26 protein-coding genes and 2 pseudogenes are annotated in these 24041 nt (G+C 55.0%); 10 read left to right on the forward strand and 18 right to left on the reverse strand.

Annotation, left to right across the window (positions count from 1 at the left end):
* Window positions 1-131: 131 nt before the first annotated feature.
* The 9 genes from KGA83_RS01275 to KGA83_RS01315 form a co-directional block, all read right to left on the reverse strand.
* Window positions 132-632, reverse strand: a complete 501-nt coding sequence (locus KGA83_RS01275) for an outer membrane beta-barrel protein (protein WP_046037049.1) — start codon at window positions 630-632, stop codon at window positions 132-134.
* Between the two features lie 70 nt (window positions 633-702).
* Window positions 703-2298, reverse strand: coding sequence for an EAL domain-containing protein (locus tag KGA83_RS01280; RefSeq protein WP_223527770.1), 1596 nt, complete (start codon window positions 2296-2298; stop codon window positions 703-705).
* 235 nt (window positions 2299-2533) lie between these two features.
* Window positions 2534-3499: a helix-turn-helix domain-containing protein gene (locus tag KGA83_RS01285; RefSeq protein WP_108215760.1), complete on the reverse strand. Its 966-nt coding sequence runs from the start codon at window positions 3497-3499 to the stop codon at window positions 2534-2536.
* Window positions 3500-3626: 127 nt separating this feature from the next.
* Window positions 3627-3959, reverse strand: a complete 333-nt coding sequence (locus tag KGA83_RS01290) for a hypothetical protein (RefSeq protein WP_108215759.1) — start codon at window positions 3957-3959, stop codon at window positions 3627-3629.
* Window positions 3960-4137: 178 nt separating this feature from the next.
* Window positions 4138-4428 (reverse strand): hypothetical protein, encoded by a 291-nt coding sequence (locus KGA83_RS01295; protein WP_108216079.1) that lies wholly within the window; start codon window positions 4426-4428, stop codon window positions 4138-4140.
* Window positions 4429-4620: 192 nt separating this feature from the next.
* Window positions 4621-5103, reverse strand: a complete 483-nt coding sequence (locus KGA83_RS01300; RefSeq protein ID WP_108215758.1) for a hypothetical protein — start codon at window positions 5101-5103, stop codon at window positions 4621-4623.
* Complete coding sequence (locus tag KGA83_RS01305; RefSeq protein WP_108215757.1) at window positions 5100-5921, reverse strand: transcriptional regulator; 822 nt, start codon at window positions 5919-5921, stop codon at window positions 5100-5102. The genes KGA83_RS01300 and KGA83_RS01305 overlap by 4 nt, the downstream gene beginning before the upstream one ends.
* A gap of 671 nt (window positions 5922-6592) precedes the next feature.
* Complete coding sequence (locus KGA83_RS01310; RefSeq protein ID WP_108216078.1) at window positions 6593-7054, reverse strand: YMGG-like glycine zipper-containing protein; 462 nt, start codon at window positions 7052-7054, stop codon at window positions 6593-6595.
* Between the two features lie 115 nt (window positions 7055-7169).
* On the reverse strand, window positions 7170-7850 hold the full coding sequence (locus KGA83_RS01315; RefSeq protein WP_108215756.1) for a DUF3313 domain-containing protein: 681 nt from the start codon (window positions 7848-7850) through the stop codon (window positions 7170-7172).
* Window positions 7851-8301: 451 nt separating this feature from the next.
* Between KGA83_RS01315 and crcB the strand changes: the two are divergent.
* The 5 genes and pseudogenes from crcB (at window position 8302) to KGA83_RS01340 (ending at window position 13332) form a co-directional block, all read left to right on the forward strand.
* Window positions 8302-8686: pseudogene (gene crcB / locus KGA83_RS01320) on the forward strand (fluoride efflux transporter CrcB).
* Between the two features lie 14 nt (window positions 8687-8700).
* Window positions 8701-9042, forward strand: a complete 342-nt coding sequence (locus tag KGA83_RS01325; protein WP_108215755.1) for a DUF190 domain-containing protein — start codon at window positions 8701-8703, stop codon at window positions 9040-9042.
* A gap of 800 nt (window positions 9043-9842) precedes the next feature.
* Window positions 9843-12404, forward strand: coding sequence for a nitrite reductase large subunit NirB (nirB, locus tag KGA83_RS01330; protein ID WP_108216077.1), 2562 nt, complete (start codon window positions 9843-9845; stop codon window positions 12402-12404).
* Window positions 12404-12790: a nitrite reductase small subunit NirD gene (gene nirD / locus KGA83_RS01335; RefSeq protein ID WP_108215754.1), complete on the forward strand. Its 387-nt coding sequence runs from the start codon at window positions 12404-12406 to the stop codon at window positions 12788-12790. The genes nirB and nirD overlap by 1 nt, the downstream gene beginning before the upstream one ends.
* Window positions 12791-12891: 101 nt before the next feature.
* On the forward strand, window positions 12892-13332 hold the full coding sequence (locus KGA83_RS01340; protein WP_090456003.1) for a CBS domain-containing protein: 441 nt from the start codon (window positions 12892-12894) through the stop codon (window positions 13330-13332).
* 345 nt (window positions 13333-13677) lie between these two features.
* Here KGA83_RS01340 and KGA83_RS01345 read toward each other — a convergent pair whose 3' ends face one another.
* On the reverse strand, window positions 13678-14418 hold the full coding sequence (locus tag KGA83_RS01345; RefSeq protein WP_108215753.1) for an NAD-dependent epimerase/dehydratase family protein: 741 nt from the start codon (window positions 14416-14418) through the stop codon (window positions 13678-13680).
* Window positions 14419-14693: 275 nt separating this feature from the next.
* On the opposite strand from KGA83_RS01345, the pseudogene KGA83_RS01350 reads away from it, so the two are divergent.
* The 4 genes and pseudogenes from KGA83_RS01350 to KGA83_RS01365 form a co-directional block, all read left to right on the forward strand.
* A pseudogene (locus KGA83_RS01350) lies at window positions 14694-14810 on the forward strand (transporter); the annotation flags it as partial.
* A gap of 34 nt (window positions 14811-14844) precedes the next feature.
* Window positions 14845-15246, forward strand: a complete 402-nt coding sequence (locus KGA83_RS01355; protein WP_223527772.1) for a GFA family protein — start codon at window positions 14845-14847, stop codon at window positions 15244-15246.
* Between the two features lie 186 nt (window positions 15247-15432).
* The gene (locus KGA83_RS01360) at window positions 15433-16407 is read left to right on the forward strand and encodes a quinone oxidoreductase family protein (protein ID WP_223527790.1); all 975 of its coding nucleotides are present in this window, start codon (window positions 15433-15435) and stop codon (window positions 16405-16407) included.
* Window positions 16404-17330 (forward strand): LysR family transcriptional regulator, encoded by a 927-nt coding sequence (locus KGA83_RS01365; protein WP_108215751.1) that lies wholly within the window; start codon window positions 16404-16406, stop codon window positions 17328-17330. The genes KGA83_RS01360 and KGA83_RS01365 overlap by 4 nt, the downstream gene beginning before the upstream one ends.
* A gap of 89 nt (window positions 17331-17419) precedes the next feature.
* Here KGA83_RS01365 and KGA83_RS01370 read toward each other — a convergent pair whose 3' ends face one another.
* From KGA83_RS01370 to KGA83_RS01395, 6 genes are all read right to left on the reverse strand, one after another.
* Window positions 17420-18223: a 2OG-Fe(II) oxygenase gene (locus KGA83_RS01370; RefSeq protein ID WP_108215750.1), complete on the reverse strand. Its 804-nt coding sequence runs from the start codon at window positions 18221-18223 to the stop codon at window positions 17420-17422.
* Window positions 18224-18307: 84 nt separating this feature from the next.
* Entirely contained in the window at window positions 18308-19117 is an 810-nt protein-coding gene (locus KGA83_RS01375) for a glycosyltransferase (RefSeq protein ID WP_223527774.1), read from the reverse strand.
* A gap of 277 nt (window positions 19118-19394) precedes the next feature.
* Window positions 19395-19634 (reverse strand): helix-turn-helix domain-containing protein, encoded by a 240-nt coding sequence (locus KGA83_RS01380; RefSeq protein WP_223527793.1) that lies wholly within the window; start codon window positions 19632-19634, stop codon window positions 19395-19397.
* Window positions 19635-19637: 3 nt separating this feature from the next.
* A complete protein-coding gene (locus tag KGA83_RS01385) occupies window positions 19638-20036 on the reverse strand; it encodes a hypothetical protein (protein WP_108216075.1) in 399 nt (132 codons plus the stop codon).
* Between the two features lie 210 nt (window positions 20037-20246).
* Entirely contained in the window at window positions 20247-20732 is a 486-nt protein-coding gene (locus KGA83_RS01390; RefSeq protein WP_223527776.1) for an adenosine-specific kinase, read from the reverse strand.
* Between the two features lie 57 nt (window positions 20733-20789).
* Complete coding sequence (locus KGA83_RS01395) at window positions 20790-21425, reverse strand: DUF4157 domain-containing protein (protein WP_411741893.1); 636 nt, start codon at window positions 21423-21425, stop codon at window positions 20790-20792.
* 155 nt (window positions 21426-21580) lie between these two features.
* Between KGA83_RS01395 and KGA83_RS01400 the strand changes: the two genes are divergently transcribed.
* Complete coding sequence (locus KGA83_RS01400; RefSeq protein WP_223527779.1) at window positions 21581-22051, forward strand: metallophosphoesterase family protein; 471 nt, start codon at window positions 21581-21583, stop codon at window positions 22049-22051.
* A gap of 78 nt (window positions 22052-22129) precedes the next feature.
* Here the strand turns inward: KGA83_RS01400 and KGA83_RS01405 are convergent, their stop codons facing one another.
* Window positions 22130-23089 carry an alpha/beta fold hydrolase gene (locus tag KGA83_RS01405; protein ID WP_223527781.1) on the reverse strand — a complete coding sequence of 320 codons (960 nt, stop codon included), beginning with the start codon at window positions 23087-23089 and terminating at the stop codon, window positions 22130-22132.
* Window positions 23090-23105: 16 nt separating this feature from the next.
* On the reverse strand, window positions 23106-24041 hold a 936-nt coding region (locus tag KGA83_RS01410), incomplete at its 5' end, for an NAD(P)/FAD-dependent oxidoreductase (protein ID WP_223527784.1).

Raw genomic sequence — 24041 nt, forward strand, 5'->3', positions numbered from 1 at the left:
CTCGGTCATTGAGCGGGGTGATCTGTCAGGATGTCGGGTGCAAGAAGTCATCGCGGGAGCAGGCGGGGCGGGGAATGCGCGTTGCGCAGAGTGCGTTGAGCGACCGGCAAGGCCGCTCAGTTGTAGCGGTGTTAAAAAAGCATATAGGCGGATGCGGTCGTCTGGTTCAGGTCGATCTCGCCGACCTCCAGGACTTCGTATTCAGCGCGCAGGCCGATGTTGCGAAAGACATCGACCTCAAGGCCCACACCGTAGGTCAGGTCAACCCCGGTATCGTCGTCGGTGGCATTGCCGTCGGCGTCCCAGGCGTGAGCACCGACACTGCCGAATACCCGCATCCGATCGCCCAGGGGAAAGCCGACATGGGCGGCAGCCTGAGCCGATTTGCCTTCGAAATCGACATTCTTGTCCTTGAATTGACCCAGGTCGACGTAGGCCCCCTCGAAGGCCAGGTAACTATTGACGCGATACCCGGCATAAACCTTGTAGCTGGTGTCGTCGTCGTCCAGTCTGGATTCGTCGGTCTGTATGCTGCTTACTCCAGCGCCAAGATATAAACCTTTGTCATCGGCGAGCGCCTGAAAAGACAGCAACGATAGCAGTGAAGCGAAGCCAAGGTTTCGAAGTAGCATGTGTGGTGGAGTCCTTGTACAGGTTTGTCAGGTGTTAGGGTTCGGCGAGCATTTGAGGGGCCGTGAAGCGTTAATAGAAGTCATTGATTGATATTTTTGCGTCGTAAGGCGGGATGTTTGCCGGGCATTGAAAGTAGCGTCTTGCCAGTGCTTGAACAGGTAGCGCTTTGCAGAACAACCAGCCTTGCGCCAATACAACCCCCTCCGAAACCAGATGCGGCAGTTGCTCCTGAGTCTCGACACCTTCGGCCACGACCTTGAGTCTTAGCGATTTGGCCAACCGGGCAATGTGTCGCCACAAGGCATCCTCGGCAGCGATCTTGTCGTCTGCGATGAATGAGCGATCTATTTTCAGAATGTCGAAAGGCACCGAATCCAGAAGCGAGAGGTTGGAATAGCCGATACCGAAGTCGTCCACGGCAATGCGATGTCCACACGCACGAAGCCGTCGCAATTGCATGGCGGCAGGCTTCTGATCGAGCATCGTCCTTTCGGTGATTTCAAAGGCCATGGCGGACACAGGCATGTTGTAGGTTGCCAGCACGCTGGCCACATAGTCTGGGAAGCTCGGGTCCTGAATATCCTGGGCGCAAAGATTGACCGTAATGTAGAAGTCCTTGCACGCCCAAAGGTAGGTGCTGTAATCCTCAGCCACTTGTCGAATCACCGAGCGCGTCAGTTTGCGGATCAAGTCAGATTTTTCTGCCACTGGAATGAAAACATCCGCAGGCACGTGGGTGCCGTTGTCGCTCCAGTGAGAAAGTGCTTCGGCGCCCACCAGATAGCCCGTCGTCAAGTTAACGATAGGCTGGTAGTGAACACCCAGCGTGTTGGCTTTTATGGCATTGCGAAGCCGTACGGCGATAGAGGTGTAATGTCGTTGAATACACCTTGCAAGCAAGAGCAGCGCTGCGAACACGCACACAAGGCCAATGAATAATTTGAATTTGAGACTTGTCAGGTAGTTCAATGGAAGAGAAATGACCGAGATCAGTTCATTTCGGTTGCCCGCAAAGGCGATCAGGACCTTGTCTGCCGAGGTAACCAGTTCTTCAAGGTGAAACGGCTTCTGCATCGTCAGCGGCCGAGGGCCCGTGGAGGCAATGGGCACTGCGCCGCCGGGGCCGATCAGGTCCAGTTGCAGGTCCTCGGGAAACTTCAAGTTGTCGAGCAGGATCTTCTTGTTTGCCCAGACGTAGGTTGACTGTTCCGACACAATGATGAAGTCGGTGTCCGCAGAAGCTGCGTGGTCGGAACCTACCCAATAAGTTCGTCTTCCAATTGAGAACTTGCGCTTCTCATTGCCTGCCAGTACTGAAGGGAGTTCTTGTCCGTAGGAGGAACAGATCTTGCCATTGGGCAACTGAATTGCCGCTTGATCGACAAATCGCAGGTTCTTGACCAGGTCGGCCAGTTGTGAATATTGCTCGGCGGAGCATTCCTGGCCCGAACGATCGAGATCGCCGAGGGTTTCCAGTACTTTGTCGATCTGCGCATTAGGTTCTACTTGAGCCGCACGCAGATCGACATAAACGTTATTCAACTTCCGAGCGATGAATTGCTCAGCCAGTCCTCCAGCACAGAACCATGCAGCCCAGCACGTCGCAGCAATCAGGCATACAGTGACTGCGTGCCTTCCAGGTAACGCTTTATATGCGGCAATCATCGAAAAACCCCGAGGTATCAATATTTCACTGTGCACCCTGTAGTCGCGGATTAAACGTCTTCAGTACCAGTCAATTACCCCTGCCAATAAGATGCCGCTGGCATAGGCGGTAATGCACAGAATGATTTTCTGCTTGAGCGGCAGTGTGTTTATTCGATGATGCATGCTTATTTCCTTGAATGGGCAAATAAGCAATGGTGGGTCCCTGTGGTTAATCAAAGGAAATTATTAATCATCATTTGCAGGGCTTGGCTGAGTTGCGCCTGGCCGTTTCTGACGGAGTCTCTCCGTAAGCAATCTGATACGCCTTGGAAAATCGACCCAGATGGTGGAAATTCCAGAACATCGCGGTTTCTGTCACGGTGGGCCACGTTTTATTAATCAGATCGCGGCGGGCACTGGCGAGTCTCAGGTTTCTGATGTAAGCGATTGGCGACATCCCGAACGTTTCAATAAAGCCAAAATGCAGGGTGCGAGTGGTGGTATCAAGTTGCCTTACCAGCGATTTTATAGTGAGCGTTTTTTTTGTGTTTTCATGAATGTACTCTATGGCTTCTATCGCCACCTTTCTTCTTGTCGGGACTTTACGGCTGAAGCCACCAGCGGGTGTCAACGACTGCAATAGAGCAGCAAGCACGGCACGTTCAATCGCGGAACCCTCTGCTTCGCTGTGCTGTGAAGAATCAGAGTCGTTGATGTCGCCACAGCAAGCGCTGATGGCTTGAACGGCAGATTGTATGAATTGAAAGTTTTCAGCCTGGAAGCTGTGTTGTGTTCTGTTGGCAAGTATATCTATGACAGCGTGATGTTGGCGGCACCGGTCATAGTTTTCCAGTGTTGTGGTTATGCTGAAAAGTGTTTCATTCGGCTCGCAAGTGTAATGCACCGATTCATCGCTGTGCAGTACGATGATTTCGTCAGGCCGTAGTTTGTGATTGTTTACGACGGGGCGTCCAATCGGGGGCTGCGAGATGGCGAATGTCACGAATCCGGCAGGGACAGTACTGACCAGCGTCACGGATGAGTCGAACTCAAGGCGACTGCACTGCAGCTCCGGGCTGTGAAAGAGTTTATGTTGCCGAATGCGCGCCTCTTGCTCGGTCGGAATAAGGCTCATTTCCCATTTGCCTATTGTTCTGTTCAGTTGGCTCGGCAAGGCAGAAGACAAATGAAAGATCTCGTCGGGCGGTGCGATACTCATGAAATTGAAGGCTCATCTGTTAAATGATTAGGGTCAAGCCTGGCGGGCAGTCATGGAGAAGATACGCGATTCGGCGTCCTTGCTGTCGGTGAGATCGACCCCATTGCCATTGGCTTTGAACGGGTTGTCAGAGTCCCCGGATCAGTTCCAGCTCCGCCGAAAATGCATACTTGCTGCCCAACGGTGAATCGTCCATGTGTTGAACGTTGCGCGGGTCAATTTCCGAACTGAAGATCTGCGATTGGGGTTTCATCGGGTCAATGGCTGCAGCTGTAAAGGCGTAAAAGTTGTCAATACGATAACCGGTTTTTACCTGATAGCTGGTTTTCACTGCACTTGGGACCTTCTTGTTGGTTTCAACACTCGTCAATTTGGTACTGTAGACACCCTTGTCGTCGGCCATGGCCTTGAGAGAAAGCAATAAACCAAACGACACGGTGACGAAGTTTTTCAGTAGCATCGAGGCGATTTCCTTATGAACAGTTTATTCAGGCAGAGCAGAATGTCAGCTGCATCTCTGCCACGACCTGGCCTGAAAATAATCTCACCCCGATGGAGTCTGCCAAAGTCAATAACTCATATTTATGAGGTCGTCAGAATGGTCAAAACACTGCTTGCACCGGGTTACACCCTGCACGTCAGAGTAATATGAGCGAGCTGGCGTAACTCGTGCCGGTATCACCTTGTGGTGGGGTGGAGAGAGGAAAATCACTGTCCTGATCGTCCGTGTGATACTCATTCTCACTATGGATTTTCAGATGCGATAGTTTCTGGCGATCATCCGGGGTTGTTTCGATTTCGTAATATTCAATGGTCGTGCTTTCGACGGAGTGCTCGTCGTGAGCTAACGAATAAAGTGGCATGGCAGACAAAAATACAACCCCCAGGAATCCGAAAGTCGTCGAATGATGGGTTCGCAGGAAATGCATGGCGTTCACTTGATTCTCCTGTATAGGGCATTGTCCCGGACGAGAATCAAGCAGGCTCGACTCCAAGGATTATCGGCGAGGGATTTTTGGCAGGAGAGGCGTTTGATTCAAATCAATAAGTATTATTTTTGTTTGAGAATTCTTTGATGTGACGCTGTGCCAGGCGGGCATCGAGTCGCTGTGGCAGCCCGATTAATGGTTCATGCAGCGCAAGCGGCCAAGTTCATGGATGTAAAAACACACGGCGTTTTTATCCTGGGTCGGGATCAATTCGTAGTTTAGAATGGCGCCTTCTTGCAAGACATATTGACGTCTGAAAAACAGGTCAGGGGTCTTTTCAATGGCAAAAAGTTCATTGTCCTGGCTGAGTTTGATATTGCTGACTTTTATCTCGACGTGTGTATTGTTTTCTCCGATTATATTCGCCGAGATGGTCGCATTGCGGATTTTTCCATTCAGGCTTTCAAGCGTAGTCCCCGTGAGTCGACCATGCCCGATAGTGAGGTACTCTTCGGTGTTGAGTTGATTGAGATCCTCCAGCCATTGTCGGGATTTTGTCTGGTAACTGGTATTTTCCATGTAGTGCGAAGGTGAATAGACAAAAGAGAAAATGCACAATGCATTGATCAAGCCTATAAGGGGCCAGTGAACGGCTTGCGGAATTCCGAACTTCATAAGGTGACTTCCAGACATTGACGAATCATCAAGGCGAGGTCTCTTTCGCTGCTGTTCAATTGCAGATTTGCAGTGCTTAGATCCGGGCGAATGCACGAAACGGAATAATTGGCTTTATACAGGTTGATCCAGACCTGGCCCTTCAGGTTTGGCGGTAGCTGTTCAGTTTGTTTGACCGACAGATCCATGAGCGCTTGAGCCTCGGCAAGATCGCTGCCCACGGCGTGAATGACCAGTCCATTCTTGTCGACGCTGGAAATTTCAATTCTTGGCGTGTCGAAGTCGAATTGAAAAATAGTAAAGGCAACGACTGCCAGCGTAACCATATAAGCGATCAGCTGGGCCTTTGTAATGCGAGTGGATTTATTGGTTTTACCTGAGGGCGCAAGCAGCCCATCACTACCAGGTGGCGGTAGTTGTCCAGGGATGGGGGCGGGTGGCTGGACTGTTTGCTCTGAGGGTGCTGGTACATCTGCTGCTGCATCGACTACACAATGCCGGTTGAAGCAGTATCCGCGTCGAGGAACAGTCATCAGGATCTCGTGATCCCGACTGTCATTGAGAATATTGCGTAGCGAGAAAACCGTTTGGTTCAAACTGCCGGAGGCAACCACGCGGTCATTCCAGGTGTACTCGATGATTTCATCGCGGCTTTTAGTGACACCTGGCTCCGTGAGCAGCAGGTCCAACAGACGCGACTCAGCTCTACCTAACGTGGAATTTTGTACATCTCCATGGGGTGTTGTAATGGAAAGCATGGCGCTGTCCGGGTCGAATACCGCCACGGCGCCATTTTTCAACTTGAAGGTGTAGCTCATAGAAATCTTCCGTTCAGGCGGTACTGGCCTGAGTATAGGGGCCGGATTTGGCTCGATGCATTCTGGTCTGCGAGGTGAACGAAGATGAGGGCCAGGCGGAAGGTGCACTGTGTGTCACATTTACAATGCCGGACTGGCTCGTTTCAGAGGCGTGCCGTGCGGCAAGCAGCCCGGCCTGTCAGAGGTATCAGTTGAATCAAACAAGGGAAAAGCATTGCTGGATGACCCACGGCTTTTGATTTGGACACCGTGAATAATGCTTGGAATGGATTATCTGCGCTATCCGAAAACTGCAAGCTCGGGCGGGTGGGATTGCGCGGAGCCACGTCTGAATGAACTAACCTCGCTGTTGCGACAGGCTTCTATTTCAGCCTGAACTATCAGGATACAAATTAATGACTGTGTTTTTGTGCGCCAGGTTTGTGAAAGATTATTTTTGATTCTTATTAGCTTTGAACCAGGGGTTTTACCGATTTAAATGGATCTCGAGGAGCGTTGACGCACATCGCGTACAGGGCTTGTTTGTCGCGGCGTAAACGATCCTCACCTCTCGTTCTAAGGCTTTGCCCCGAGTCCTTCCATGAAGGGCCCGGGGCTTTTTTTTGGTTCTTTACGCAATCCCGGGAAACACATACACATACACAAACACTTCAGGCCATTGTCGTCGCCGATCAAGGCAAGACATCGTAGCCACGTTGTTGCAGGCAGCTGCTGTAGACGGAGTTGTTGGCGGTGATGCTTTGTTCGCTCGCACTCAGATTCTGCCGTCGCTCCTGGCGTTGCCTGGAAGCCCCCACGACGGCGCCGGCAGCTGCGGCACTGTGTGCGCGGTTCTGGCGATAATCTTGCTTGGTATCGTTGTCGATCTGGTCATAGAGGTTTTCATGTTGGCGACCGCGAATTTCCGCCGCGGTCGCCCCGGCTACCGCGGCGGTTGCGGCGCCCTTTACCCGCCCACCGGATGGCACAGTGCTTTGTACCGGATGTTGCGCGTTGGCCTGGGACTGGCAGGCACTGGTGTCCTGCTGGATGGTCTGGGAGGTCTGACCTTTGAGGGGAACCACGGTCGCAGCCAGGGCGCTGGTGCTCAGCAATATCGTAACGAGCGCTAAGGTATGGGCCAGTATTTTCATCATTGAGTCTCACGTCAGGCGTCGGTACGGTTAACGGTTTGTCAGAGGGAAAACACGGCAAGGTATCACATTGAAACCCCATGCAGGTCTGCTTGCGATGGGGTTTACCTGAGCGTCAACGCTTTAGGAGGAGGGCCTGCATATCGTCGGTCATGCCTTTGAGTGCAACCTTGAAATCATTGGCAACAATCGGCTGTTCGGCATTCTTGATGGTCTCGCCGAATACCTTGCGAACGATCTTCGCGACCGGCATACCGGTTTTGGCATCGATCAGGTTGGCTTCGATGTACATCTCGGCAGTCTGATCCCGATGCCCGGTGGCTGCTTGCGTTGCCCCGACAATGGCCCCGATTGGAACAGCCTCATACCAGTGCATGCCTTCGTTGTTGGCGCTGACGTGAGTGATCGCCGCTTGCAGGATTAGCGATCGCGAATCGGTCGGTACCAACTGCGCATAAGGGACGATCGTGTAGCGCTGGGCAAAGGCGGTCTTGACGCTGTTGCTGGCCATCAATTGCAGGTCTTGCAGGGTCTTCAGGCTGACGCGTGCGGTCGGCTGCGGCGCTGGATACAGCTCCATCTGCCTGAACACCACCGTGGAGTACGCGCGAGGATCGAACCCCGGCGATACCCAGCGCAATACCTTCTGCTCACTCGGCGTAGTTTGCTCCTCCAGGCCCTGGTAGTTGCCCAGGAAGCCCGAGTACTGCTCTTGCTGCGCCACTTTCGAGACACAGCCGACCTGGAATACACAACTCAAAGCTATACCCACAATCCATTTATTCGACATGCCCATGTATTTGGTTCTCAAGTGATGAAAGTTGTCATTCGGGTTCCGAGCTGGCTCCAGGCATTGGTCTGGGCGCCACATATTCGGGCACTGGTACTCGCCAGCCGGTTACGCAAAGCAGGTGCTTGCACGCCGGTCAATGCGGGCCGAATGCTGCCAGTAACGGCTGGATAATCCGAATCAATAACTCTCAAAAACTGATAAACGCACGATGGGAAATTGCACTGAGGTGACCACCGAATTGCATTGCCACTGACCAGGCATTCGCATTCGTATTGACCACCTGTTTGCATGTGGCTTGACCAATGACATGCCGCAGCGACGACCGGCTGCACACAACCCAATTTAGACGTTGGGGAAAGCAGACCGTGATTACAAACTCTCCGTTAATCCCCCATCTGCTCATCCAGCTGTTAGAGTTTTCCCGCCTGCTTATGCCGCGAGGAGGCGGACAGCTATGCTGAAGTCACTACTCGTTATCGCTATTGGCGCATCCCTCGGGGCCTGGTGACGCTGGCTACTGGGCATCAAACTCAATGCCCTGTTCCCGACTGTTCCGCCAGGAACCCTGATCGCCAACATGATCGGGGGGATACATCATCGGTTTTGCGATTGCCTTCCTGGCTGCAACGCCATCACTGAGTCCTGAATGGCGACTGATGATCATCACCGGCTTCTGTGGGGGCCTGACGACCTTTTCTACATTCTCAGCCGAAACTGTCACCTTGATTCAGGAAGGCAGGCTTCTTTGGGCAATTGGCGCCATTTTGCTACACGTGGCAGGCTCACTGGCGATGACCGTTGCAGGGCTTGTTTCGTTTCAATTGATTGGCACACGCTAGAGAGGTGATGAGTCATGAAAGGCTTTTTGGTGATTTTCTTTACCCAACAGAACCGTCGACATCGCGGAAAAATGCTGGGTGAATGGCTCGTCGATCTGGCCAAAGAGATGGGCTTGCGCGGTGCCACCTTGGCAACGGGTATCGAAGGCTTCGGGCATTCAGGGAAACTGCATTCCTCGCATTTTTTTGAGCTGGCCGATCAGCCTACCGAAATCCACCTGGCAATTACCGAAGAGGAGTACGTTCGCCTGTTTGAGCGACTTGATGTCGAAGATATCTCCTTGTTTTACATAAAGACCCCGATTGAATTCGGAGCCGTCGGTAGACAGGCCAACCAGCCCGATCACCAGCCTTGAAACATGAAGCATCGATTACTGCCAAGTCAGTAATGATCTGATTGACTACCTGTATTCCTGTGAGGGGGCAGGTCGCAGCTTTTCAAAACTTTAAAGGTTGCATCGCGCGCTACTCGTTTCTGGCGGTGTGAGCAGCTCCTCTCGCGCTGTTTCGGTCTGGGTTCTAGTCTCGATTGATTTGAGACGGGACTCGGAGAAGGGAGGTCCGGCCGCGGCCTCGTCAACGCTCGGCAGATGGCTGTTCTCCGAGGACGTGATGACGACAACGCCTGGCGTCGAGATGACCCGTTGCCTGAAGTGGACTTGAGTTCCAGCGAGCTGTGGAATCGAACCGTACATGCACTTTTATAAAGCGCTATGCGTAACAACGTGCACCAGTCGGATGCGCCGCAAAGAGCTTTCGCCTGCGGTAGCTCCAGCGTCTCGAATGGTTGCCCTTGACCATTCACCTTCCCTGGTAATCGGCTGACACTTGCCGAAACGCGCCTGGACAGCAGTCGCCGTGACAATCCCCCCGGCTCAAGAGTCAGTGTTTCCAGATAGTTGAAGTCTTTTTGCTACTGACTGGCACAAAGGCTGCAAGGCTGACATCAGGTCCACCTGGAGCGCATTCGTGTGGACAGCCCCCTCGGTCAACGACGATCGATTGGCCGGACAGGTCGTGGGCAGCATCGGTGGATCAGGCATAGACGTCTGGTTTCAACACCGCAAAAGAACAGGCAAAGACGCCTGGAACCGCAAGGTTTCAGGCGTTTTTTTTTGCTTTTAAAACTGTGATTGGCTCGGGCTGGGTGCTTTCTATGAATTCCAATGTTGCCACGTTGAACAAGATGCAGACGTTGATTGTGATCGGTAATGGCATGGTCGGACATCATTGTGTCGAACAGCTGATCGAGCGGGGAGCGCTTGACCATTACCGGCTGCACGTATTCAGTGAGGAGCCGATGCGTGCCTATGACCGTGTGCATCTTTCCGAGTACTTCTCCGGTCGTGATGCCGAGTCGCTGGCGCTGTCCGATGCGTCGCTTTACCAGACACCCGGCGTTACGCTGCATCTGGGTGTGCCGGTGTTGGAGATCGACCGCGTCCGTCGCCAGGTGGTCACCTCGCAAGGTTGCGTCACCTATGACAAATTGGTTCTGGCCACCGGGTCTTATCCGTTTGTTCCGCCAATCGAAGGCGCCGAAGGTGAATCGCGCCTGGTCTATCGCACCCTGGAAGACCTCGATGCCATTCGGGCTGCGGCGGCCAATGCCCGGCGCGGCGTGGTGGTCGGCGGTGGCTTGCTGGGTCTGGAAGCCGCCAACGCCTTGAAGAGCCTGGGCCTTGAAGCCCACGTGGTGGAATTCGCGCCGCGCTTGATGCCGGTACAACTCGATGAACTCGGTGGCCAGGCGCTCAAGGCGCAGATCGAACGGTTGGGCGTCGGCGTACACCTGTCCCGCGCCACTCAATCGATCAGCGCGGGCGAGCAGTACCGCTATCGCATGAATTTTGCCAACGACGAATTCCTCGAAACCGACCTGATCGTGTTTTCCGCCGGTATCCGCGCTCAAGACGCGCTGGCTCGTCAATGCGCGCTGGAGATCGGTCCGCGCGGTGGCGTGGTGATCGACGACACGTGCCTCAGTTGCGACCCGAACATCTACGCCATCGGTGAATGCGCTTCATGGAACGGCAGCCTGTTCGGCCTGGTCGCGCCGGGTTACCAGATGGCGCGCAGCGTCGCGGCCCGTCTGTGCAAGGAAGTCGCCGAGCCGTTCACCGGTGCCGACATGTCGACCAAGCTCAAGCTGCTGGGGGTGGATGTCGGCTCCATCGGCGACGCCCACGGCAATACCCCGGGCGCGCGCAGCTATCAATTCATCGACGAAACCAGCGCCAGCTATCGCCGCCTGGTGGTGGATGCAAGTGGCAAACATGTCCTCGGTGCAGTGCTGGTCGGTGACAACAGCTATTACGACACCCTGCTGCAATACATGCAGAACGCCATTGTCTTGCCAGCGGAACCCGCCAGCCTGATTCTGCCGTCCTCCGAAGGCGCGCCGACCCTGGGCCCGGGTGCGCTGCCCGAGTCGGCCACGGTGTGCTCCTGTCACAACGTCACCAAGGGCTCCATTTGTTCGGCCATCGACGGCGGCTGCACCGACCTGGGCCAGCTCAAGTCGCAGACCAAGGCCTGTACCGGCTGCGGCGGTTGCGCCGGTCTGCTCAAGCAAGTGTTCGAGCATGAACTGATTGCCCGTGGCGTCAGTGTCGACAAGAGCCTGTGCGAGCACTTCGCCTACACCCGCCAGGAGCTTTATGCGCTGGTACGGGTAGAGGGCGTGATCACTTTCGATGAACTGTTGGCCAAGCATGGCCGTGGCCACACCGGTTGCGACATCTGCAAACCGGCGGTGGGATCGATCCTCGCCTCGTGCTGGAACCAGCCGATCATGGACGCCTCGCTGGTGCCGTTGCAGGACACCAACGACACCTTCATGGCCAACATGCAAAAAAACGGCACCTATTCGGTGGTGCCACGCATCGCCGGGGGCGAGATCACGGCGGACAAACTGATCGCGATTGGCGTGGTGGCGAAGAAATACGACCTCTACACCAAAATCACCGGCGGGCAGCGCATCGACCTGTTCGGCGCTCAGTTGCATCAGTTGCCGGACATCTGGGCCGAGTTGATCGAGGCCGGTTTCGAAACCGGGCATGCCTATGGCAAATCGACCCGCACGGTGAAGTCTTGCGTGGGCAGCACCTGGTGCCGTTACGGCGTGCAGGACAGCGTGAAAATGGCCCTGACCCTCGAGGATCGCTACAAGGGCCTGCGCTCGCCGCACAAGCTCAAGTTCGCGGTCTCCGGTTGCACCCGTGAGTGCGCCGAGGCGCAGAGCAAGGACGTGGGCGTGATCGCCACCGAGAAAGGCTGGAACCTCTACGTGGCCGGTAACGGCGGCATGCGCCCGCGCCACGCCGAGTTGTTCGCCACCGACCTTGATGACGCCACCCTGATTCGCTACATCGACCGCTTCCTGATGTTCTACATCCGCACCGCCGACAAATTGCAGCGCACCTCGGTCTGGCGCGAGAGCCTGGAGGGCGGCCTGGATTACCTCAAGGACGTGATCATCAACGACAGCCTGGGGCTTGGCTTTGAGCTCGAATCGCAGATGCAATTGGTGGTCAACCGCTACGAATGCGAATGGGCCAACGCCCTGAAAGACCCGGAAAAGCTCAAGCGTTTCCGCACCTTCGTCAACGATCAACGCCCGGACCCGGACATCCACTTTGTCCAGGAACGCGGCCAGCGCCGGCCGATCATGGCCTCTGAACTCCACCTTATCCCTGTCATCGAGGAGATTGCCTGATGAGCCAGTCCGATACCCAGCGAGCCTATTCCAGTTCATCCCTGGTCAATCCCGATGCCTGGCAAGCGGTGTGCAGCCAGGAGGATCTGGTGAGTAACTCCGGCGTCGTGGTCTGGCTCGACGGTGCACAAGTGGCGCTGTTCTACCTGCCGGCTGCCGAAGGCAAGAGCCTCTATGCCATCGATAATCATGACCCGCAATCCGGGGCGAATGTCATTGGTCGCGGGCTGATCGGCAGCATCAAGGGCGATCTGGTGATTGCCTCGCCACTCTACAAACAGCATTTCCGCCTTGAGGACGGCAGTTGTCTGGAGTATCCCCAGCAGCGCCTGCGAGTCTGGCCGGTGCGCCTGAATGCAGGCCTGGTGGAGGTCGCAGTGGCTTGACCACATGGATTTCGCCGGGGTCTGAGCGCTCATTCAATTAATGATGTATGCCAGGCGCCAGCGGAGTCGATGATCAATGACAAACAGTATCGGAGGCTCATATGAAAACAGCCGCACAACTGCTGAAGCTCAAGGCCGTGCAGAACCGGCGGGTGCATAGCATCGCGCCAGACCAGACGGTGCTTGAAGCGTTGAAGATGATGGCGGAAAAAAATGTCGGTGCTCTACCCGTCATGGAGGAGGGGCAGGTGGTCGGCGTGATCAGCGAACGCGACTATGCGCGCAAGGTCGTTCTACAGGGGCGCTCCTCGGTCGGTACGCCGGTCCGGGCCATCATGAGCGCGCCCGTCGTGACAGCAGACAGCCAGCAGAGCATTGAGCGTTGCATGGCGGTCATGACTGACAGTCATTTGCGCCATCTACCGGTGGTGGAGGGCGACCAACTGATTGGCCTGTTGTCGATTGGTGATCTGGTTAAAGAAGCCATCGTCGAGCAGGCCGAGCTGATCCGGCAACTGGAACACTACATTCGCGGCCATTAAAACGACCGGGGGCAGGGTGGATCGAAGGCTTGTGAGTACATGCGGTTTTCAGATGTGCCGGGCGTCGGGCGGGAATTAATCAGGGAGCACAGGACATGGCCAGGTTGAGCACGGCACAACGTATCGTCATAGGTTTTGCAATTGCGCCAGTGGTACTGACAGGCCTGGTGTTCTATGCGTTGCGACGAGGTCGCACGCAATGCCGTCAGCACCAGCGAGGCGTCCCGGGTGTCCGAGCAAACCGCACAACGCGGCCGTGAGCAAGTTCAGGAAACGGTGGCCTCGATAGCTTGAGAAGGAACGACCGTTTTTGACGTAGTCAGTTGAAGAGGAAGTTACTGGTGGTCAGTCAGGTTGAGCGTGTCCTTCCAGAATCTCAAATCCATCATCAAGGGGGGTGTACCCCACAACTTTTCTGGTCTTCTCGATAGAAAGTCGCTTATATCTGTTATCTGAGACCCCGTGGATAACATGAAATCCGCTCAGCTCGGCCTCGACGCAATTTCTAAGTAGTGCGACAACATCCCTGATACTAATAAAAGCAGCTACATCCCTGTGACTGTGATTTTCCCCTTGGTGAAATATAGCTACGTTTGCAATACGGACTGCGATTGTCGTCATTTGACCATCGTTTGCATACATCGAAGCAAGAGCTTCCCCGAACGCTTTGCTGACCCCGTATAGATTGCCTGGCTTAGGTGCCATACATTCATGTATCTGGACATCCTCTGGATAACCTTCGATAGCCTGAGCGCTGCTCGCAAATATAAAGCGCTCGCAGCCTTGAGCCTTTGCGGCGGATAGCATGTTGTAGGTGCCCACAATATTCACAGGGAGCAGGGAGGTCATGAAATCGGCGTCTGGGCGAGGGTCAGCCGCTAGATGAATCACTGTATGTATGCCTTCGCAAGCTTCAAGGCAACTGGCTTGAACGCTGATGTCGAGAGCGAAACGTTGTGCCGATTGCGGAAGTGTTGATACATCTATGTCGGCTAAACGCAAATCTGATTTATCGTAATGCGCTTGCCAAAAAGCGCTGCCGATTCGGCCCGCAGCACCTGTGATTAAAATTTTTCGCGCGTTCATTTCAGCATGTCCTTATGGTAAACGTCACTGTAGCTTCCCAGCGTCGTGGTCGGTTGACAACCTCCAATGAGAGTAACAAGCGTCAACACGTCCGCTTCTGGCCCAGAGTGTGTAAAAAACGCTCATGGCCTCATCGCAATCGATCATCGACGCTCGTTGACTGAGCGATTGCGCAGTCAACGCCTCGGCGTCGCATCAGTCGCGACCTGGAACACGTCAACGCTGTTTTTACAGCTTTGGGGGATGGTCCAAAGTCAGCCTTTTTAGGCCGATGAATCGGCGGCCAACCGCTGACGGTGCAGGCCGGCCCGCGCTACTGGCTCGACAGCCCGGAAGACGGCCCGCAAGGCTGGGGCTTTCGCGCCGCCGTGACGTTCCTGTTTCCACGCTGATACGCCGTTTCGGACAGCCTGGAGGAGACACTGCATGGACCAATTCACCGGCGGTTGTTTGTGCGGCAACGTACGCCTTGTCGCAGTGGGGCGTCCATTCAGGGTTGGCGTTTGTCACTGTCTCGACTGCCGCAAGCATCACGGGGCGCTGTTTCATGCGTCCGCGATATTTCATCAGGATGCGGTGACGATCGAAGGCGAAACACGTGCCTACGCCGGGCGGCATTTCTGTCCGCACTGCGGTTCGTCCGTATTCGCGCGCAGCGCAGACGAAATCGAGGTGAACCTCGGGTCCCTCGATGCCCCAGACCAACTGACCCCAACCTACGAGAGCTGGATCGTGCGTCGCGAGGCCTGGTTGCCGCCGTTTGCGCTCACACACCACTACGAACGCGATCGGGATGCCACGGGGCGTTTTGAGGACTGGCGGCGATAGCCTTTGGCGTCGCCATAATTACCAGGACCCGCATCGATCTACGCAATAACGTGTGGTATCAGAAGTGTTATTGCTGCAATCTGTGCACTAATGATCTGCATTCAACCTGTCTTGTTCATTACAGGGTCAGTTCTCAAACTAGAAGCTCATATGTGAAGTCAGCTTCTGACTGAAGGGGAAATGACCATGGTATCTGCGATCCGGTTTAACCAGCCCGGCAATCCTGAAGTACTGAATGTGGAAACACTGAGCGAACAATCGCCAGGGCAAGGCGAGGTCTGGCTCGAGCAAGAAGCTATCGGTGTCAACTTCCTCGACGTCACCCAACGCAAGGGCGCGGTGCCCGTTGCGTTGCCATCCGGACTTGGGCTGGAAGGCGCTGGGCGTGTCGCCGTTGTGGGTGCCGGTGTCAGTAATGTGCAAGTTGGAGATCGCGTCGCCTATGCGACCGGCCCTATTGGCTCGTATGCTTCGGCCCGGCTTTATCCGGCAGAGCGGCTGGTGAGGATTGCGGATGCACTGTCGTTCGATGATGCCGCAGCTGTCATGTTCAAGGGCATCACTGCGCAGTACCTTTTGAAAACCACCTATCCCGTAGGGCATGGCACAACCATTCTGCTCTACGGTGTGGCTGGAGGGCTGGGGGAAATTATGGTGCCGTGGGCAAAACACTTGGGGGCCACCGTGATCGGCGTGGTATCAAAGCAGGCCAGTGTCGAAAAAGCTCAAGCGTCGGGATGTGATGAAGTCCTGGTGTTCGACGCTGACAGCCTGGCATCGAATGTCGCTCATATCACCAACGGGAAAAAGGTCGACGTCGTCTATGACCCGATAGGGCATGTTTCTTTCCAGGCCTCCCTGGATAGCTTGCGACCACGTGGTGTGATGGTATCGTTCGGCGCTTCATCGGGGGCGCCGTCAGCCGTGGAACTGTCGACACTCAACGCCAAAGGCTCGCTGTTCCTGACACGTCCTTCGTTGGCAGCCCATACGGCGAGTGTCACGGAATACCAGGAACGAGCGCAGGATGTGTTGGCCGCCATCGGTGCGGGTATCATCAAACCCCGGATCCAGGCGAGCTATTCACTGGCGGACGCAGCATTGGCGCATGCCGACCTGGAGTCGGGGCGTACATCGGGGGCGATCATTCTAAAACCATGAATCCTGATGTTCTGAACAATCAGCACAGTGACGAAATCGCTGCGTTCCTGGCCGTGGCCTCGCAAGGCTCATTTGTCGGCGCCGGCCGGCTATTGCAGCGACACCCAACCATCGTCTCAAAGCGGCTCGCGGCAATGGAAAAACGCCTTGGCGTTCGGCTCGTGGAGCGTTCGACCCGGCAGGTGCGAATTACTGAAGTCGGTGCCAAGCTGGAGCTGCGTCTTCGCTCAGCCATCGAGTTGATGAATGAAGCGCAGCAGCAAGCGGCCGAAGGTGCCAGCGAAATTCGGGGTACGTTGCGACTTGCATTGCCCGCAGCCATGGGACGGCTTTGGCTTGGCCCGATGCTGCCGGAGTTTCTCAAGGCTTATCCGCATGTCTCGATCCTTGCAGACTATAGCGAGCGTCTGGTCGACATCATTGATGAAGGTTTTGACGCTGCAATCCGAATCGGAGAATTGGAAGACAATCGGTTGATAGCCAGAAAACTGAGTGACCATCGCCGGATTCTGTGCGCCTCGCCTGCTTACATCAGAGAGTTCGGCATGCCCGAAACTCCACAGGCGTTGATCAATCACAATTGCCTTCGCTTCAGCGGTCTTGCGTCTTTTCCCCAGTGGAGACTCCATCGCGGCAGCGAACTTCAGACGGTTTCACCCAAAGGAAACCTGACGGCCAATGACAGTGAATCATTACTGGCAGCGGCCCGCGCGGGTGCGGGAATACTGGGCGCCGGTGACTGGTTGATGAGTCGTGATATTGCTGCCGGGCGGCTGTTGCATGTCCTGCCTGACTGGCAACTGGATGCCGCAGGCGGGGTTTATCTGGTCAGGCCATCGGCCAGATTTCCCAGTGCCGTGGTTGTCGCGTTCAAACAATGGATCGAGTCAAAGTTTATCCCTGCGCCCCCATGGACCATTTGATCGATGCTGTAACTGAGCATGGGGGGGCATATCCTGATTGGCAAGCTAACGCTCAAAAAAGCACGAATTCGATCGTCTGGCGATACAGTTCAGTTTTTCTTCTTGATGAGTTTGTTCATGTAGTACTTTAGGCTAAAACGATCTTTTGGCCTTGGTTTGTAGTGGGTTTTGTTTCTTTGTGCGGGATCGATCACCATGGTTCCTGCGGTGTAGTAATAAAGTGCGATAGACCTGCGGGTGATGTGCTCTGGAGTCGTTAAAGGCTCTGGGTGCCCATGATTACTGTCTTTGTCCGTGTTGAAAATGACACAACGATTGTAAATTGGCAGGATTTTTTTAAGGCAGGTCTTCATGTCGACATCCCAAAGTTCCAGGTTGCCGCCGTATTCCTCTCGCCAGTCTTCAGTCAGGTAAATGATGATATTCAGTCGGCGCTCGACATTAAGCTTTTTGTTTAGCCTGAAGTCCGAGTGCACCCCCAGGAAACCACCGCTTTTGGTTTCATGCAGGCCGCCACCGACAAAGTAGGGGTCGGGTATCAAACCTTCGATGCCTGTGAGCTTTTCAAGAAATTGCAACATGGGTGCCGAGTTGAAGATGTTGAAAACAGCCTTCAAATGGGGCGCGCATTCGTTGGGGCTGATTTGACGTTTTCGTTGACCTTTATAGCCTCGCTCGTAGAGCATTTCGTTGTTGGTTGGCTCGGTCGGGAAGTGCGAACAGATACTTGCAATCAGGTCTTCGTGCAAGAAATTGTCGATGACGATATGCGGAAATGGCGTAGCCTGAGTATAGCGACTGGTCAATGACTCACCAAAGGCGCTGGCGGCGTTTTGGTCGAAATCAAGCTCCGGGGACAAGGTGATAGGTAGTGCTTGAGTGATGGGGGCCATTACCGCTCCAATAACTTGATATAAAGACTTATTAAGTGACGTCAAACAGCGTTGAGCGCACGGCTCGTTGCGTCTATTCGTAGCTTAACTTTTTTTGTCGTCCTTGTTCAGACGCTTAAGGATGTTGTTGTACATTTTGGTGCGTCTATGACTCTTGTCATAACCACCAGCCGCGGCGACAGTGCCGGCCTGAATGTGATCCAGGTAACTGAAAATTTTACGCGGTGATAACATTTCAACGACATAGCCAAGTTCGGTCATGCGGTCTTGGAGAGTATAGCCTGGTACACGGTCATCCATCGAAAAATGCAAGTCGTGCTGTTTGATAAGTTTGCAGTTCCACAATGTGCAGAAACTTTTCAAGTAGACTTCTTTGTACGGTTTTGGCTCTCTGGAGCGCAACCCCATCGAGATTTTCAGACGCCGGAAATGATGTTTGAATAGTCGCGAGCTAAAACGCCAAAAAGTTCTGGTGGCACCGCGGTTTAATTGCTCAACACAACCGACGGCCACGACGTTCGGGTTTTTCAAGCATTTATTCAGCATCATCGGAAAAACATTTTTGTCGAAAACAAACGTATCAGTGTGCATCAAGAATAAATAATCAGTTTCAATCTGCTCCAGCACCAGGTCAAGTGCCTTGCCATGCGCGATGTGGCCCGGTTCTGGTTCAGTCACAGAACGCTCGATTAAATTGATCCAGTCAAGCGTGCGTAAATACTCAGTGCTTTCATCGGCGGAATAGTTGTCAACTACCCAGATTGGGACGCCTTTGCTGCCCACATGCTGGTGCAATAAGTCCAGGCATATCTTGGTGATTTCCGGTGTTTTGTAATTCACTATGACGATGCTGAAAGCGTTAGAGCTTTCGGGCGCAGAATCAGGGTTGTTCATTGTTCAGGTGCTCAATGGTATTGTATTTAGTTGTAGAAGTAGTTGAACCTGCATGCAGATTCTGCTTGGTTTTCTACGCAAAATTTTCGTGGCTATAGAGCACATTTTGTTAGATCGCTTTGTTATGCATAACAACCATAGCTTACTCAGATCTGATGGCGCGCAGTAGAACGGACTTCATCGTATAAGGATCTGCTCTACAGGTAAATATCCGTGACTTGATTCGTTGAATCAGGAGGCTGCTCAGGCGAGCGTCTTGGGAAGGTGTGAACTGAGCTCATTGATCATTCCAGTTCGTCATCCAGCACATGCCACCGCTACTTTTTCGCAGCGAGAAATGACTCGGAGCTACCCCATGCCAGCGCTTGAATGCCTGGGAAAAGCTCAAAAGGTCACTCAAAGTCAATCGCTCGGCAATCTCGGTGAGGCTCAAGCGTTCGGCATTGAGCATCTCGATGGCGCTGCGGCTGCGAGCCTTGGCCAGCAAGGCTAGGAAGGTGGTGCCTTCATCGTGCAGGCACTAGCGACGATAGTAGCGGTGATCGTCCTCGTAGCGGTGCCGCATGGCCCGATCCTGGTGGTATTCCCAATCACGATGGCGCAGGGCTTCTCGACGGGCTTGTTCTCTACGCCACTGTTCTCTGCGCCATTCGTCTCGGCGCCAATCGTCTCTACGATCATGCCAACGGCCGTCGTGCCAGTATCGGTCGTCATGGGCAAGCAACGGCCCAGGCTGCTTGCCGGCCATACTGGCCAGGGTTGGCCAAGGGTTGCCGGCAGCCTGGACCGGAACCTGAACGGCTGCGACTTCAGTTGCGAAAACAGAGGTTGAGGCCTTCATCTGTGTTGCTGATGCCGAGCCCATTGCCGCGAGCGCGAACAGGCCGAAGAGCACCATCCGTGGATCATGGAATTTCATGAGCGAAGAAAACCTCTGGTTGACATTTGGGGGTATGGCCATCTGGCTGCGGGAAGCCTGCGAGCTCGCGCTTACCGAGCGGATGTGCCTACCCACATAGACCGATAAATAAGGAAAAGTTCTAGGGACCCGCTGCAAACGACACGTCGCAGATGTTCAGCCAGACGAAATCAGACCAGTCCCTTTCTCACGAAATGCCCGCTCTGCAATTCACAGCTTGTAGCCAATTTGCCGCAACAGGTTCTTGCGCCACTGGATGTCTTCATCGCCTTCAATGTCATGGGCACATAAGCCATCCACTACGCCCAGGATTGCTCGCCCTTGTTGCGTCTCAGCGAGAATCACTTCGACTGGATTGGCGGTTGCACAAAAAATACGGCATACCTCTGGAACCATTTTGATGCTGTTCAACACGTTTAGCGGGTAGAAGCCGTCGCCCAGGAAAATGATGAAGCTATGGCCTGCGGCGATGGCTTTGGCATTCTTCTGTGCAAGTTCAATCATTGAGGTATCGGTGCCAGACCATCGCACCAGGCACTTGCCAGAGGCTTCACAAAAGGCCACGCCAAACTGGATACCCGGCACGGCATTAACCAACGCTTCGTGGATGTCCTCGACGGATTTGATGAAGTGCGTCTGACCCAAAATGAAATTCGTCACATCCGGTTTATCGATTTTCAAGGTGATGAGTTGCATCTCAAACGCCTCCTTTCACGATGTTGCTAACAGAGTCTGTCAACAATCCAAGCATAGCTACTCATTGGTTATCGCTGCGTCCACTGAAGGAACTCGAGGAGACCCTGGCTGGGCCACGCTGGCCCTCAGCGCTCTGGCTACCTGGGTCTGGATCGCGTAGGCAGGCGTTTCGACGGCTGAGTAATCACGGGTATAGCGAGTGGCGAACTCGCTGACGCCCCATTGCTGGTACTGCTGCACGTGCTTCAGTTCGTGCGCCCACAGCGCGACATTGTTCAGTGCATCATCGGGACTGCGAAAGACGATGATGTCGACAAGGGTGACTGCATTGACATCGGGATTCTGCAGCATGGTGTTTGCGGCGTTCAATTCCGCATCGTCGCCAACCTTGTAGCGAGCCGAATCGAGCACTCCAATGTCATAGTAGGGTTCGAGCTGGGCCCGGATATTCAGCGGGACTGGCCGGATATCACCCGTTGCCAGGGTATTGCGCGATTGCACGATCCAGCTCTGTAAACCGGCGGCCGCTATCTGGTTCATGTTATCGAAGATTTCCCCAACGTCCCCTTTGGCGCCTGGAGCACAAAAACAAGCGCCCATGCAGACCTGGTACTGTCCTTGCGGGCAGGCGAAAGCAGAGGACGAAGTAGCCACGCAGAAAAGCGCTATCGCCAAGCGGACAAGTTGACGCATAAAGGCAGGTGACAATTGGTTCTCCCAGAGGCAATGGCGGTCGGCAGGCGATCATTCGGGCAGCTTGCGCACGTGTTGGACCGCTTTGGGTACCGTTCGATTCCCTGGTGTCCAAATATTATTCAGGCCATTGCCCCTATCGTTCTGGAGCTTGCATGAAAGTTGGCGTGATTTCCGATACCCACGGCTTGCTCCGTCCCGAAGCGCTTGCCGCCCTGGCGGGGTGCGAGCAGATCATTCATGCCGGCGACATCGGTAGCCCGGAAATTCTTGAGCGACTGGCGTCCATCGCTACGCTGCACGTCGTGCGCGGGAACAATGATCAAAACCAGGCATGGGCAGCAAATCTCCCTGATTTTCTGCGATTGGACCTCAACGGTTGGCAGACGCTGTTAGTGCATGACATTGCCGATGTTCCGGTCGATCTGGACCCAGGCATAAAGTTGGTGATCACCGGCCACTCCCACATGCCACGCATGGAATGGCGTGGGGAGCGATTGTTTGTCAATCCAGGCAGTGCGGGGCGACGACGCTTCAAGCTGCCTGTCACGCTGGCCCTGCTCGAGGTAACAGCGACTTCGATTGAGCCTCGGTTGCTTGACCTGTTGGCGCAGCCCCCGGATTGATTGAACCCTTGACGATTTGAAACAGCAGTATTCAGAAAATACAAATGAGAATTTGTATTAAATGCTGGTGATACGTCATCAGAGTCGTTTCAGGAAGCCCAGTAGCCGTTCATTGACCTCTGTCGCGCGCTCTCGCTGTATCCAGTGGCCGGCATCTTCGAGGATATGGCACCCGCGCAGGCCCGGCAGTGTCTGCGCGAAGGCTTCGATCTGCTGCGGGGAGCCCGGAAACTTCAGCACGGCGTCGCGGCTCCCGGCAATGAACATCGACGGCTGCCGGATAATGCAACCGCGCCAGGGTGCCAACAGTGCCCATGAGCGCATCATGTTGCGGTACCAGTTCAAGCCGCCACGAAATCCGCTGCGGGTGAATTCGCCGGTGTAGTAGGCAATATCCGCAAGGCTTAGCCAGGCTGGCAGGGTTTCGGGCTCGATCATCCCACCCAGGAAGCCCTGGCCCGGCTGCAGCCGGCCGAACACCGGCCCATCGGGCCCGTCACCCGAGCCACTGAAGTAGATGCGCCGGATCGACGACTCGACATCTCTTTCCAGCTCGGCCTCGGCCACACCCGGCGTCTGGAAGTACTGGATATAAAAGTCGCTGATACCCCGCGAGGCAAGCGCGCTCAGGAGCTCCACGCGACCTGGTGGCGAGAAGGGAACGCTCATGCCAACCACTGCGCGGAACAGATCGGGGCGCATCATTGCTGCGCTCCATGCCACCAGCGCGCCCCAGTCATGACCGACGATCACGGCTTGTTGTTCGCCGAGTGCGTGGACCAACGCCACCATGTCGCCTACCAGGTGGAGCATGGTGTAGGCGTCGGGTTCGGCCGGCGCATCGGTGCCGCCATAGCCACGCATGTCAGGCGCGACCGCTCTATAGCCAGCGGTCGCCAACGCCGCAAGCTGGTTGCGCCACGAGTACCACAGCTCCGGAAAACCATGGCATAGCAAGACCAACGGGCCGCAACCTTGCGTTGCTACCTGCATGCGGATGCCATTGATATCAAGCATTTCCAGGTGTGGCTCGTTCATGTGCGCTTCCTGCTTTTCAAACGATGGACTCCAGCAACCGCGGCAGATTCGCCTGAGCCTTCTGCCTGCTGACCGAGAGCCGATACAGTTGTGCCATTTTCTCGGTGTCGGATTCTTGCAGGCCCCTGAGCACCGCCGTCAGAAAGAACAAGCGCGACTGCCTGATCCAGCGCGACAGGCCTTCATGCTCTGCCCAGCGTAGTTGGTTACCCAGGTAGACCGCCCACATTCTGATCCAGTCCGTGGGGACGTGAGGCGGGGGGACCATCGTGCAAAGCGCGTTCATTTGCGCTCGATCGGTCAGGTGGCTTTCCACGTAAGCGATCAAGGCCGCGCTGAACACGGGTTGGCAACTGCTGACCATCAACAGGTTAATCTTGCCGCCGTCGAACACCTTCATTTCAGGCAGTGAAGGGATGGCACTGGCGCTGCAATCAATGTGCAGAGTGCCTGGGTTCGTGGCGATGCTGCCCCGGTCCAGCACGATGCGCGTTGGCTCGATAGCTCGCACCCTGCCCAGGCGCACAATGTTGCCGATGCGTCGAAGCTCGCGTAATTCCGCCTGTGTGACGGTGGCGCAGCGATAAGCAGTGGGTTCGACTGACTTGTCCATACGCAGGAGTTGGCCCGCGGCCTCAAGTCTTGCGAACAGGTCCGGGATCGAGTCTGCGGCTGCGATGGCTTCGAATTGTGCCATGAGGCCGCCGATTGTTCGTTCGAAGCTGTCGGGGCCGGGTTGCAGGTTGGCCCGGTCGATCAACCACGGATCGTTCGGCATGATCCAGCAGATTTTTGCGGGCGCAACACCGTTTTGCAGACACCACAGGCAAGCGTCGATCCCGGTCTTGCCCGATCCCACCACTACGTAGCCAGAGGGGGGGTGGCGGATCTTCGGCAGGTCGTTCAGTGGCACGCATTGCACGTCGGGCTCCACCCTGTACCTGGGCGGGTG

The sequence above is a fragment of the Pseudomonas sp. GL-R-19 genome (genome assembly GCF_019956375.1).
Taxonomy (GTDB): Bacteria; Pseudomonadota; Gammaproteobacteria; order Pseudomonadales; family Pseudomonadaceae; genus Aquipseudomonas.

Excerpts from the sequence above, each read along its gene's own strand:
- KGA83_RS01275 (WP_046037049.1), bottom strand. The coding sequence starts at position 632 with ATGCTACTTCGAAACCTTGGCTTCGCTTCACTGCTATCGTTGCTGTCT.
- KGA83_RS01280 (WP_223527770.1), bottom strand. The coding sequence starts at position 2,298 with ATGATTGCCGCATATAAAGCGTTACCTGGAAGGCACGCAGTCACTGTA.
- KGA83_RS01285 (WP_108215760.1), bottom strand. The coding sequence starts at position 3,499 with ATGAGTATCGCACCGCCCGACGAGATCTTTCATTTGTCTTCTGCCTTG.
- KGA83_RS01290 (WP_108215759.1), bottom strand. The coding sequence starts at position 3,959 with ATGCTACTGAAAAACTTCGTCACCGTGTCGTTTGGTTTATTGCTTTCT.
- KGA83_RS01295 (WP_108216079.1), bottom strand. The coding sequence starts at position 4,428 with ATGCATTTCCTGCGAACCCATCATTCGACGACTTTCGGATTCCTGGGG.
- KGA83_RS01300 (WP_108215758.1), bottom strand. The coding sequence starts at position 5,103 with ATGAAGTTCGGAATTCCGCAAGCCGTTCACTGGCCCCTTATAGGCTTG.
- KGA83_RS01305 (WP_108215757.1), bottom strand. The coding sequence starts at position 5,921 with ATGAGCTACACCTTCAAGTTGAAAAATGGCGCCGTGGCGGTATTCGAC.
- KGA83_RS01310 (WP_108216078.1), bottom strand. The coding sequence starts at position 7,054 with ATGAAAATACTGGCCCATACCTTAGCGCTCGTTACGATATTGCTGAGC.
- KGA83_RS01315 (WP_108215756.1), bottom strand. The coding sequence starts at position 7,850 with ATGGGCATGTCGAATAAATGGATTGTGGGTATAGCTTTGAGTTGTGTA.
- KGA83_RS01325 (WP_108215755.1), top strand. The coding sequence starts at position 8,701 with ATGAAAGGCTTTTTGGTGATTTTCTTTACCCAACAGAACCGTCGACAT.
- nirB (WP_108216077.1), top strand. The coding sequence starts at position 9,843 with ATGAATTCCAATGTTGCCACGTTGAACAAGATGCAGACGTTGATTGTG.
- nirD (WP_108215754.1), top strand. The coding sequence starts at position 12,404 with ATGAGCCAGTCCGATACCCAGCGAGCCTATTCCAGTTCATCCCTGGTC.
- KGA83_RS01340 (WP_090456003.1), top strand. The coding sequence starts at position 12,892 with ATGAAAACAGCCGCACAACTGCTGAAGCTCAAGGCCGTGCAGAACCGG.
- KGA83_RS01345 (WP_108215753.1), bottom strand. The coding sequence starts at position 14,418 with ATGAACGCGCGAAAAATTTTAATCACAGGTGCTGCGGGCCGAATCGGC.
- KGA83_RS01355 (WP_223527772.1), top strand. The coding sequence starts at position 14,845 with ATGGACCAATTCACCGGCGGTTGTTTGTGCGGCAACGTACGCCTTGTC.
- KGA83_RS01360 (WP_223527790.1), top strand. The coding sequence starts at position 15,433 with ATGGTATCTGCGATCCGGTTTAACCAGCCCGGCAATCCTGAAGTACTG.
- KGA83_RS01365 (WP_108215751.1), top strand. The coding sequence starts at position 16,404 with ATGAATCCTGATGTTCTGAACAATCAGCACAGTGACGAAATCGCTGCG.
- KGA83_RS01370 (WP_108215750.1), bottom strand. The coding sequence starts at position 18,223 with ATGGCCCCCATCACTCAAGCACTACCTATCACCTTGTCCCCGGAGCTT.
- KGA83_RS01375 (WP_223527774.1), bottom strand. The coding sequence starts at position 19,117 with ATGAACAACCCTGATTCTGCGCCCGAAAGCTCTAACGCTTTCAGCATC.
- KGA83_RS01385 (WP_108216075.1), bottom strand. The coding sequence starts at position 20,036 with ATGAAATTCCATGATCCACGGATGGTGCTCTTCGGCCTGTTCGCGCTC.
- KGA83_RS01390 (WP_223527776.1), bottom strand. The coding sequence starts at position 20,732 with ATGCAACTCATCACCTTGAAAATCGATAAACCGGATGTGACGAATTTC.
- KGA83_RS01395 (WP_411741893.1), bottom strand. The coding sequence starts at position 21,425 with ATGCGTCAACTTGTCCGCTTGGCGATAGCGCTTTTCTGCGTGGCTACT.
- KGA83_RS01400 (WP_223527779.1), top strand. The coding sequence starts at position 21,581 with ATGAAAGTTGGCGTGATTTCCGATACCCACGGCTTGCTCCGTCCCGAA.
- KGA83_RS01405 (WP_223527781.1), bottom strand. The coding sequence starts at position 23,089 with ATGAACGAGCCACACCTGGAAATGCTTGATATCAATGGCATCCGCATG.